Source organism: Rhizobacter sp., assembly GCA_021153565.1.
GTDB lineage: Bacteria > Pseudomonadota > Gammaproteobacteria > Burkholderiales > Burkholderiaceae_C > Albitalea.
This window is the reverse complement of record JAJKJU010000210.1, coordinates 1-10,531: the sequence shown is the minus strand read 5'-3', so window position 1 is coordinate 10,531 and position 10,531 is coordinate 1. Positions and strand designations below refer to the sequence as shown.

General features: G+C 62.6%; 10 protein-coding genes and 1 pseudogene. 4 read left to right on the top strand and 7 right to left on the bottom strand.

Annotated elements, in window-relative coordinates:
- Positions 1 to 534 precede the first annotated feature (534 nt).
- Both AC30NL_RS13200 and AC30NL_RS13195 read right to left on the bottom strand, forming a co-directional pair.
- Positions 535 to 1,755, bottom strand: a complete 1,221-nt coding sequence (locus AC30NL_RS13200; RefSeq protein WP_489464457.1) for an ABC transporter substrate-binding protein — start codon at positions 1,753 to 1,755, stop codon at positions 535 to 537.
- Complete coding sequence (locus AC30NL_RS13195) at positions 1,752 to 2,048, bottom strand: hypothetical protein (RefSeq protein WP_489464456.1); 297 nt, start codon at positions 2,046 to 2,048, stop codon at positions 1,752 to 1,754. Before AC30NL_RS13195 ends, AC30NL_RS13200 begins: the two co-directional genes overlap by 4 nt.
- A gap of 193 nt (positions 2,049 to 2,241) precedes the next feature.
- On the opposite strand from AC30NL_RS13195, the gene AC30NL_RS13190 reads away from it, so the two are divergent.
- From AC30NL_RS13190 to AC30NL_RS13180, 3 genes are all read left to right on the top strand, one after another.
- Positions 2,242 to 2,919: a CsgG/HfaB family protein gene (locus AC30NL_RS13190; RefSeq protein WP_489464455.1), complete on the top strand. Its 678-nt coding sequence runs from the start codon at positions 2,242 to 2,244 to the stop codon at positions 2,917 to 2,919.
- Between the two features lie 92 nt (positions 2,920 to 3,011).
- Positions 3,012 to 3,473: a DUF4810 domain-containing protein gene (locus tag AC30NL_RS13185; protein WP_489464454.1), complete on the top strand. Its 462-nt coding sequence runs from the start codon at positions 3,012 to 3,014 to the stop codon at positions 3,471 to 3,473.
- Positions 3,470 to 4,144, top strand: coding sequence for a DUF799 domain-containing protein (locus AC30NL_RS13180; RefSeq protein ID WP_489464453.1), 675 nt, complete (start codon positions 3,470 to 3,472; stop codon positions 4,142 to 4,144). Before AC30NL_RS13185 ends, AC30NL_RS13180 begins: the two co-directional genes overlap by 4 nt.
- On the opposite strand, the gene AC30NL_RS13175 is transcribed toward AC30NL_RS13180, so the two are convergent.
- The 4 genes and pseudogenes from AC30NL_RS13175 to AC30NL_RS13160 all read right to left on the bottom strand — a co-directional run bounded on the left by AC30NL_RS13175 (position 4,123) and on the right by AC30NL_RS13160 (position 7,327).
- Positions 4,123 to 4,611, bottom strand: a complete 489-nt coding sequence (locus tag AC30NL_RS13175; RefSeq protein ID WP_489464458.1) for a serine hydrolase — start codon at positions 4,609 to 4,611, stop codon at positions 4,123 to 4,125. The two genes, AC30NL_RS13180 and AC30NL_RS13175, sit on opposite strands and share 22 nt — an antisense overlap.
- A gap of 75 nt (positions 4,612 to 4,686) precedes the next feature.
- Positions 4,687 to 6,027: a sensor histidine kinase gene (locus AC30NL_RS13170; protein ID WP_489464452.1), complete on the bottom strand. Its 1,341-nt coding sequence runs from the start codon at positions 6,025 to 6,027 to the stop codon at positions 4,687 to 4,689.
- 35 nt (positions 6,028 to 6,062) lie between these two features.
- Positions 6,063 to 6,720: pseudogene (locus AC30NL_RS13165) on the bottom strand (response regulator transcription factor).
- Positions 6,721 to 6,748: 28 nt separating this feature from the next.
- Complete coding sequence (locus AC30NL_RS13160) at positions 6,749 to 7,327, bottom strand: outer membrane beta-barrel protein (protein ID WP_489464451.1); 579 nt, start codon at positions 7,325 to 7,327, stop codon at positions 6,749 to 6,751.
- Between the two features lie 473 nt (positions 7,328 to 7,800).
- Here AC30NL_RS13160 and AC30NL_RS13155 point away from each other — a divergent pair, with 473 nt between their 5' ends.
- Positions 7,801 to 9,657, top strand: a complete 1,857-nt coding sequence (locus AC30NL_RS13155) for a sensor histidine kinase (protein ID WP_489464450.1) — start codon at positions 7,801 to 7,803, stop codon at positions 9,655 to 9,657.
- A gap of 3 nt (positions 9,658 to 9,660) precedes the next feature.
- Here AC30NL_RS13155 and AC30NL_RS13150 read toward each other — a convergent pair whose 3' ends face one another.
- Positions 9,661 to 10,347: a response regulator transcription factor gene (locus tag AC30NL_RS13150; RefSeq protein WP_489464449.1), complete on the bottom strand. Its 687-nt coding sequence runs from the start codon at positions 10,345 to 10,347 to the stop codon at positions 9,661 to 9,663.
- Positions 10,348 to 10,531: the final 184 nt, after the last annotated feature.

The window sequence follows — 10,531 nt, the reverse complement described above, 5'->3', positions numbered from 1 at the left end:
ACATCGATTTCGGTCGAAAACTCACATCACTGCAAAAGAATGTCGTCAAAGCCAGTAAAGACGCGCAACTTTCCGCGTGTCCAGCGTGCGTAAAGGTCAGGAGGTTGAGAGACGCATTCGCCGGCGCCGACTGGAAGCGGTCAGCCGACGGCGTCATTGTGTGGAGCATCAACTCGCGTGAGAAGTACGCCGCAGGCTTACTGCTTACGACTGGATTGGGCATGACCCACGCCATTCGGGCGGACTGCGCAAAAGGCCCGGCGCCAGCGTCTTGGCGGCCGGCTGCGCATCGGGTCCGACTTGGCCGCGTTGTCGTGGCACTTCAGCGCGCTATGGGCCACAAGTCTTCGAGCGGCTCGCTCTCGTCCATCGCTGGCCACGCCGGCTAGACCGAAGTTGCCAACTCCTGACCTTGGCCGGATGGGCCGAGGCGAAGCCCAATTATCCTAAGCCGGCAGAGCCGGAACCACACAAGCAATTCGATCACGGTCGAACAGATGGGGAGGTGATCGACCATGGCTGTGACGGCATTGACTACATCGGCTCCTTGCGCCGGATGATACTCGCGCGTTTCGCGTCCTCGGGATAGAGGAAGTGAACCTCGCCGTGCCGCCACATGCCCAGCCAAAGCATGTTGCGCGTGAAGGCGTCGTGGTCGGTCTGCGAAAAGGGGCGGTCATGCGTGGTCACCACGCCGGGGTAGGAATGGTGAAGGTCCTCGAGCGCGTGCTTCAGCGCATCGCCGGAGGTGTCGCCCTTGGTCTGGAAGATTGCACGCAGCATGAGATGGATCGCATCGTAGCTCTGTGCCGCCGACATCAGGGAGCCCACTGGCTCTTTGCCTGCCTGCCGCTTGAGTCGCACGATGAACGAGGAGCGGCGTTCGTTCGAGAGGTCCTGGATGATTGACTGGGTCATGATGGCGCCATCAGCGGCCGGCCCGGCCCTTTCCGAGACTGTCTTGAACGACATGGTCCAAGGTCCGTACAGCGGCGCAGCCAGCCGCGCCTCGGCCTTCGACTGAGCGATCACGGCGAACTCGGGCCCGACGGTGTAGCCGACCATGACCTCGGCGCCGGCCGCCTTGGCTTCGAGCATCTGAGGGGTGAGAGTCTTCACGCCGATGTCGAAGCGCGCCACGTACATTGGCTTCAAGCCCTTCTCTCCGAGCAAGCGATCGACGTCCTTCAGGCCGCCTTCGCCATAGCCGGTCTTGTCGGCGAAGACGGCCACCCGCGTGTAGCCGCGGCGCGCGATGTCGTCGACGAGAAGGCTCGCCTGCACGCCGTCTCGCGGCGACATGCGGAAGATGTAGCTCGAGGCGGGCGGGTATTTGGCCGTGAGAATGGTGGCGGTGGCCACCGGGATGACGAGCACGTGCTTGTGATCCTGGAAGACATCGAGTGATTTCAGCGCCACGCCGCTGTTGCAGTAGCCAATGGTGAAATCCACCTTCTCTTTCAGCACCAGCTCCTCGGCGATCTTTCGGCCCTCATCCGGATTGGCCTTGTCGTCGCGTTCGACGAGCTCCACCGGACGCCCCAGAAAGCCACCGACCTCGTTGATCTCCTTGATTGCCAGCTCTGCACCGAGCCGAGCGCTGTTGCCGAAATCAGCCGATCCACCGGAGAAGGGGCAGATGAAGCCGACCCGAATGGGCTTGGGGCTGGCGGCGCTGGTCTGTGCCTGCGCGGACCCCAGCATGGCGACGAACATCGATGCCGCGAGCACAGTACTCGTCAGGGTAAATCTCATATCGAATCCAGGAAGAAGGTGCCGACCCATCGCGAATGGCCGCGGATTTCTTGCACGCGCAAGATGTCGGGGTGCTCGCGCCGTCGCGGCGCCTTTGACGATTGCGGGGGCATCCATGGGTTGGTTCCACAAGGGGTTGAAAAGCCCGCATGCAGCGCGGGACGTTGACGATCGAACTCTCTGAGCCGCCGCTTCAATACAGCTTCTGATTGCTTATCGGCATCAAAATCATTGCATTGAGTCATTTCTGATCTTTCCGGCGAGAACTGCCAGATGGTGGGCTGGGTCAGCATGCCAACTGGCAGCCTCTCGGCTCAATGCGATCGTGGGCATCTGTCGACGCGCTTTGAGTGCTGCGTCGCAGAATTCACGAACCAGGGATCGCCTGTGCAGCTACTTCAGCGAAACTCGCCGGGGTTCCGCATATGCTTACTTTCAAGTCGCAAACAAGGCCGCTGCCCTGGTGGTCATTCTTAGGGAGATTCCATGCAACGTCGCTTCACCGTCTCGCTCGCGTTGGCGGTTTTCTTTGCGCTATCCGGTTGCGCCACAGAAAGCTCTCACACCGTTCAGGTTGAGAAAGTTCAGGCCGCCGCCACGCCTTATGCGGGCGTGCCAATTCCAGTGTCCGTGGGCAAGTTCGACAACCGCTCCAATTTCATGCGCGGCGTGTTCTCGGATGGTGTCGACCGCCTCGGCAGCCAGGCCAAGACAACGCTCGTGTCGCACCTGCAGCAGTCGCAACGCTTCTCGGTACTAGACCGCGACAACATGGCCGAGACCGGTCAGGAAGCCAAACTGCAAGGTGCCACACAGACGCTACGTGGCGCCGCTTACGTCGTCACTGGCGATATCTCGGAATTCGGACGCAAGGAAGTTGGGGACCATCAACTCTTCGGGCTCTTGGGGCGCGGCAAGACACAAGTGGCCTACGCCAAGGTAACGCTCAATATTGTCAATAGCCTCACCTCCGAGGTCGTGTTCTCGGCACGCGGGGCAGGCCAGTTCGAACTGTCCAACCGTGAGGTGCTGGGCTTCGGCGGCACGGCCGGCTACGACGCCACGCTCAATGGCAAGGTGCTGGACCTGGCCATGCGCGAAGCAGTAGACAGCTTGGTTGCTGGAAGGGACGCGGGTCAGTGGGGCACGGAGGCGCGTCGATGAAGGCCTTAGAGGCTGAGAGTATTTCGAGCGTGTCCGAGCAGCACGTTCAAAAGGCGCCTGATCTAGGCGCAAAGCGCAGCCATAGCTTGGCTATGGCGAGCATTTGCAACGACGTGCAGGGGGCTTTTGGCGTGATGAGCGGGCATGATCGAAATACTCTCAGCCTCTTACTCTGGGCGCGGCGCGTTGCGCTTGGCGGCGGCATCGCCGTGCTCGTCGGTTGCGCGGCAAAAGGGCCGGGACCCTTGTATATGTGGGAGTCCTTCCCAAAGCAACAGTACGAGGCCCTTCAGCGCGTTGGCTACAGTCCGGACGAGCAGATTCGTCTGCTCGAGGCGCATGCCGAGAAGGCGCTGGGCGCACACGCGGCGTTACCGCCCGGATTCCGGGCGCATCTCGGAATGCTGCAACTCGGTGCCGGCAATGTGGATCGTGCACGTGAACTCTGGATGGCCGAAAAGACGGCCTTTCCTGAGTCGGCAGCGTACATGGACCACCTGCTCAAGAAGTTGGACGCCCCCGCAAAATCCGCGAAGACCGAGACCCCCGCATGAAGCTGCTCAGACTCCTTCCAATCCCGGTCGTGCTCGTGCTCTCGTTGCTGGGGGGCTGCGCCACAAAGCCCCCGGCGTACGACTATTCGGCCTTTCAGAAGGCCAAGCCGGCCACGCTCCTGGTGATGCCACCAGTGAACGAGTCGCCTGATGTCAAGGCCAGTCCAGGCGTTTGGGCGCAGGCGACTCGCCCGCTTGCTGAAGCCGGCTACTACGTACTACCGGTAACCCTCGTCGACGAAACGTTCAAGCAAAACGGTGTGAGCTCGCCCAACGAGGCTCAGGACATCCCCTATCCGAAGCTGCGGGAATTCTTTGGCGCAGATGCCGCCGTCTACATTCGCGTGAAGAAGTACGGCACGACATATCAAGTCTTGGCCAGTGACACTCGGGTTGAGGTGGATGCCCGCATCTTGGACTTGCGCACTGGCGCACTGCTGTGGGAGGGCAATGCAGTCGCCTCGTCGGCCGAACAGCAACAACAGCAGCAGGGCGGCCTGATCGGTCTACTTGTGTCCGCGGTGGTCCAGCAAATTGTTGGAACCGCCACCGACGCGGCGTTCAACTATGCTGGAATTGCTGACGTACGCCTGCTCGGTGCACCGCGTTACAACGGCGTGTTGCCGGGGCCACGTTCGCCGCTGTACGGTCAGACACCGCAAACACAGTAAGGCGCAGCCATCGCTGAGGTCACGGTATCGCAGAGTAAATACGAAAGCCCATCGCGCAGCATTCGGAACCTGAAGACCCGATGTGCGTCTGGCAGAACAGCTTTCGCAATGGGCTCGGATAACGCAAGCCCACTTTCGCTGTTGGTGAGCAGGACAAATCCCGCCCCGGTCCGCGGGCTTGCCATGACGAACGAGCGATAGCCCGGGTTGTTGCCCCACTGCCAGAGATAAGTGTCAGAACCGACTCGTTCGATTCCCCATCCGTTGCCCCAACTCAGGTTCAGGCGCGAATCGACAGGCACCGGAGATTCCGAGATCAGAGCAAGCAGGCGCTCGTCACCAAGTACCGCAGCCAGGAACCTGCCATAGTCCTGCGCGGTGGTGTAGAGCGTCGCTGCGGAGACCGGCTTGTTAAAGCGGCGATTTGACGGAGTTGGCGTACCACTGGACCAAGTTCCTGGGGCGATGGCTCGCTCGAATCGGTCCTCCCAGACGAAACTGCTGAAGCCAATGCTGAAGGTCCGTTATGTGTCTTTCGCCGCTCATGGCCTTGAATGCACGGTCAAAACAAACGCCACGCCCCGACCATCCAGCCCATCGTCAATCCGAACTTCTGCGCCCATGCGTTGAGCTGCGCGGTGCACGATGGAAAGGCCCAAGCCGGAACCTGGCTTGTCGACACCATCGCCGCGCCAGAACCGATCGAAAGCGCGAGCGCGTTGTTCGGATGTCATGCCGAAACCATCGTCGGCAACAGTCAAAGCCCAACCGAAGGGCGCAGTCGCCAGGATGACGTTGATGCGGCCACCCCTCGGCACATAGCGCATGGCGTTGTCGAGCAGGTTGTTCAGCACCGACTGAAAGGCCGAGAGGTCCAGCGACTGTTCAAGTTGTTCGGGTGCATCGAGAGACAGATCCAATCCCAGCTTCAACGCGTGCGGGATTGCCGTCGCCAAACATTGCTGAACCAGCGTCACTACATCCTGGCGGTGGCGTGGGGGGAGGCTGCCGTCATCCAGGACTGCGAGCTCAAGCAATTGCTGATTCAAATGTGCCGCACGCTGCAGGACTTGCTCTAGTGCAGCTGCGGCAAGAAGGCGCGCAGACGGATCGCTGGTGCGGGCCAGCACATGCGCTTGTGCCGCTATCGCAGCCATGGGTGTTCGCATTTCATGAGCCGCGTCCTGAACGAAAGAGCGTTCGAGCAGGACCTGCTGGCGCAATTGCGCCAGCAATTGCTCGAAGGCCGTCGCCAGCGGCTTAAGTTCCTTCTGCGGCGGCTGGACGCCCAAGGGCGACAAGTCATTCGGATTCCGTGCACTCACGGCTTTGGCCAATTGACGCAAAGGGCGAATGCCGCTGCGCAGAGCCAACCATACAGGCAGCAAAACCAGCGGAAAGGCCAGCAAGAGTTTGTCAACGATGTCGCTGGCCAGACTCGCCAACAGCGGCCACTCGCCAGTCGCTGGATCAGCGAGTACCAGCAGCCACTTGCCGGCGGGGACTTGCACAACCCAGTTGGACTGGCCATTGATGTCGGCAGTGGTCACCCGCCCTGTTTCGGCGTGGAAAGCTTGATCGCTCGAAGCCGGGACGGCCACGACCACCTCGCCGCTTGCCAGACGCAGTTGATGAACGACGAGGCCGGGTTGCTGTCCTGCGGCGCGGCGTCTGGTGTTGAACATTTCGGCAACCGATACCACGACCAGGCCCGCCTCGTGCGGGTCGGTGAGTCGGGCGATGATCGGTGCAAGGGCTTCTGCACGCACCTTGATCGCCAGATTCTGGTCGAAGTCATTCTTGACTTCCAGGTAGTCATGCACCAGCAGCGCCAGCAAGACGAACACGAAGGCCGCGAGCAGCGCGGCCAAGCTTCTTCGCATCAGGCTGGGCTGCCACAGCCGGCGCCAGTCCAAGATCAAGGCACCAGCGAGTAGCCGACACCGCGCGCGGTGCGGATGCGCTCGATGCCGATCTTCTTGCGCAGATTGAACACGTGCATCTCGATGGCGGCGAAATTGAGAGCGTCGCCCAGGGGCTCCAGCCTTTGAGCCAACAGGCTCTTCGGCAACTACGGCGCCGGGATCGCGAGCCAACTCGACCAACAGCTGAAACTCACGCGGCGACAAGTCCAAGGTCTCGCCTGCAAGGCGGGCGACACGCCCCCTCGGTTCGACTGTCAGTGCACCGAGAGCCCACTGCTCACTGGCTTGGCGTGCGGATCGGCGCACGACTGCATGTATTCGCGAAAGCAGTTCTTCCGTCGCAAATGGCTTGACCAAAAAGTCGTCGGCACCTCCATCAAGCCCCGCCAGCCGGTCTTCGAGCCCCGGCCGCGCGGTGACGACGATCAACGGTACCGCGCTGCCGGCACGCCGCCAACGCACCAGCAGGTCGAATCCGGTGCCGCCGGGAAGGTTGAGGTCCAGCAACACGCAGTCTATGAGGCCGTCATCGATGCAGATCGGCGCGTCGCCCGTGCGGCGCAGCCATTCGCAAGTGTGCCCATGCAGTTTCAGCGCAGCCAGCCATGCGGCGCCCAAGTCCAGATCGTCTTCGATCAGCAAGATGTGCATTGGTGCAAAACGCCTGCTGCGCAGTGCGTCAGAAGTTGTATTTGAGGTTGAGCGACACGCCAGTCAATGAGCTTCCCGGATTGTTGTCCGTGCCGAAGTGCTCCAGCTCCAGGGTCGACGCAAGATTCTTGTTGATCTTGTACTGCATTCCCGCGCTGAGGTAGAGCGCGGTGGTCGACTTGTTGCTCGTCAGGGAAGCGGCGTCACCGCTGCCGGCTACTTCAAATCGATGCTGGTCCAATCCCACCTTGCCGAACACGCTGAGCTGTTCGCTCAAGTGCTTCGAAGCCTTGACTGCGCCAAACCATGCGCGGCCGCTCGTGGTCAGCTGACCCGCAGTGCCGTTGAGTGTGTAGCTGTACGACGGTTTGCCGAAGTTCACATAGCCGCCTTCAACGGACCACGTGTCGTTGAAGTCGTAGCCTGCAAACAGCTTGCCCGACAGGGTGTAGCCGCTGGGCGAACTGCCTTGCGTGGCGCCCGCCTGCGACATGTCGTAGTGACGAAGATAGCTGCCTGTGCCCAAATAGAAACCTTCGGCATGGGATACAGACGCGCTGCAGGCCAGAGCAGAGACGAGAACAAGGCGAGTACGAAAGAAATTCATGAGATTCCTGATTGAAGTCGCGCTCCGATACCAGAAGAGCCAGCGTTGCCGCGCTGTCCCCGAAACACACGTCAGAGCAGGGCTGCATGATGTCCCGGCCTTTCTTTGGCTTTGCCAAATACTCGCGATCTGGCAGACGAAGGGCCGCCCTCGGTCTCATCTTTCCCCGTGAAAACGATGCACCGAGCGTTGAGCTGACGCCCTCTATCACGCCAAGCGCGGGGGCAGTAGAACTGCGGTGGTCCTGGAACCTCGATCCGGTGCCGGTTGACAAGCGTTCCGGTGAAGTTGACTCCCAACTCGAAGTAGTCCTGCGATGCCTTTCTGCCCTGCATCGTTGGCCGAAGTACTCGACGTGGGCGCTGCCGTGGGGGGGCTTCAGAGGCTGAGAGCTTTTCGAGCGTGTCCGAGTTCAGGACCGGCCCTGCCGTCCGCGACAATCGCAACGGCGTACCCGCCAGCCGCCCCCTGCCATGACCTCCTCGCCGCTCGACATGCAGACACTCACCCTTCTGCAGGGTGTCCTGAACCTGCTCATCCCGCTTGCCGCCTGGTCCGTGCTGGCCGGCCGGCACGATGCGAAGACGGTGACCCTTTGGTGCACCAGCGGGCTGCTGTCTGGACTGGGTTTTCTACTGATTGGCACGCGCGGTGCCGTTCCCGACTGGCTCGGCTACCCGGTCGCCACGCTGCTCACCTATTCGACGTACCTGCTACGCGGCAGTGTGCTGCGGATCGAGCTCCAGCGCCGGCCTCGCTGGTGGTGGCTTCTCGTGATCGCGGTGCTTGCCACCGGTGGCTTCGAATGGTGCCGAGCCCTCGGTCGCGACGAACGCGAGCTCTATGCCGCGGCCGTGCACATTGCCGCAGCACTCTGGCTCGCCTGGCTGGCGCTCGCACTGTGGCGCCATGAGCACAACCGCAGCGCCTTGCTGCTGGGCGCGGTCTACTTGCTGGCAGCGACCGCATCGTCGGCACGGGTGGCCGCAGTCGCCGGGCACTGGGGAGCCGACCGCGTACCGACCGTTTGGGACTACGCGCTGATCAACCTCTCCGCGCTGCTGGTCGCGCTCTATGCCAACGTTGGCTACGTGGGCCTGGTTCTCGAGCGCTACCGCGCACGCGAGCGCAGGCAAGTCGACGAGCTGCGTGCCGCACAAGATCAGCGCGTGGCCGCGAAACAGCATGCGCAGGCGCTGGAGGCCCTGCGCGCGGAACGGCGCGACACGCTCGACGAAGCCGTGCCCGCGATGTTGCATGCGATCGATGCACAAGGGCGGCTGCTGGCGGTGAGCGACACCTGGCTGTTGAAACTCGGCTACACGCGCGCCGAGGTGATCGGCCAGCCCTCCATCGATGTGCTCACGCCCGCTTCGCGCGAGCATGCGCGGCAGACCGTGCTGCCTGAATTCTTCCGCGCCGGGCGTTGCGACAACGTGTCCTACCAGGTGCTGTGCAAGAACGGCGGCGTTCTCGACGTGCTGCTGTCGGCGGTGCTGGTTCGCGACGAACAGGGCCAGCCCTTGCGATCGCTGGCCGTCATCGAGGACGTCACCGAGAAGCTGGCCCGCGAGGCCGAACTGGCGCGCGAATACGTCTTGCGGACGCAGGTCGAACAGCACGCGGTGGAGTTGAACAGGCTTGTCGAAGAGCGGACCGAGATGCTGCGCGTGCTGGCGCACGAGGTTCGCCAACCCTTGCACAACGCCGCAGCGGCATTGCGCGTCGCACAGCCGGGTCTGGAAGGCACGGCCCACACACCCACCATCCAACGGCTGCGCAGCGCGCAAACCGTGATCCGGGAGGTTTTGGCCGGCCTGGACAACACGCTGGCCGCCGCGGCGCTGCTGGCCGGGTCCGGGCGGATCGCCACGCAGGATGCGGACATCGACACCCTGCTCACCATCGCAATAGGCGACATTGCGGCCGCCGACCGCACCCGCATCCGGATCGAACGCCTCACACCGACACGCACCGCAGCGATGGACACGGGCCTCATGAGGCTCGCCCTGCGAAACCTGCTGGACAACGCCCTCAGCTACTCACGGCCCGACGCTACGGTGGTGCTGCGGATATCCGACTCCGACCATCCGCTGGCGCTCGTCATCGAGGTCATCGATGAAGGTCCGGGCATCGAACCTTCACTGCAGAGTCGACTATTTCAGCGCGGTCAGCGGGGCGCGCACGGCGAAGGCCAGCCTGGCAGCGGCCTCGGTCTGTACATCGTCCGCCGGATCGCTGAGCTGCACGGCGGGCGCATCGAGGCGCTGCCCCGCGTCGAGGGTGGCACGTTGATGCGCCTGTGGGTGTCGCAGGGCGTGGACGAATGATCGTCAGCCGAGCACCAACGGTGCTTGGAAGACGTAGCCCACGCGCGATTTCGATTGCAACGGCACCACCGAAGGCGTCGCACGTTCGATACGCCGACGCAGCCGGTAGATCGTCGCGTTGATGCCGTCGGAACCGTCCTCGCTGTCACCGCGCCCGAGGCGCTGGCGCAGCGCGTCGCGCGTCACCACGGCACCATCGGCGTGGACGAAGCATTCCAGCACCGCCAGGTCCGCATCGCTCAGATCCACGCGCGCGCCATCCGGCGCGATCAGTCCCCGCGCCTGCCGATCCAGGCGCCACTGCACGGCTGAAGACTGGGCCTCGGCCACGCGGCGATGCACGGCCTTGATGGCGACCTCGATCTGTTCGAACTGTACCGGCTTGGCCAGGTACATGTCGGCCCCAACCGTGATCACGTTCATGAACACCTCGGGGCCCAGGCGGCCCGACACGACCAGCAACCCGGCCCGGCTGCGCTTGCGCAGGATCTTGATTAGATCGACCCCATCGATGCCCGGCAGCGTCAGGTCGACGACGTAGAAGTCGTAGTCATGCGACTGCGGGTCCCCCAGCAAGTCGTTGCTGTCGGCATACGCCCGCACCTGCACGCCCCGCTCGCGCAGGTAGTGCGTCAGCAGTTCGGCGTATTCGAGGTCGTCGTCGATCAGCGCAAGTGTCTTGGGCAGCATAGTTTCCTCGCGGAGCCCACTCCCGGAAGTATCAGGCGCCTTTTGACGTGCTGCTCGGGCACGCTCGAAATGCTCTCAGCCTCTGAGAGGCTGAGAGCATTTCGATCATGCCCGCTCATCACGCCAAAAGACCCCTGCTCGTCGTTGCAAATGCTCGCCATAGCCCGGGCTATGGCTGTGCTTT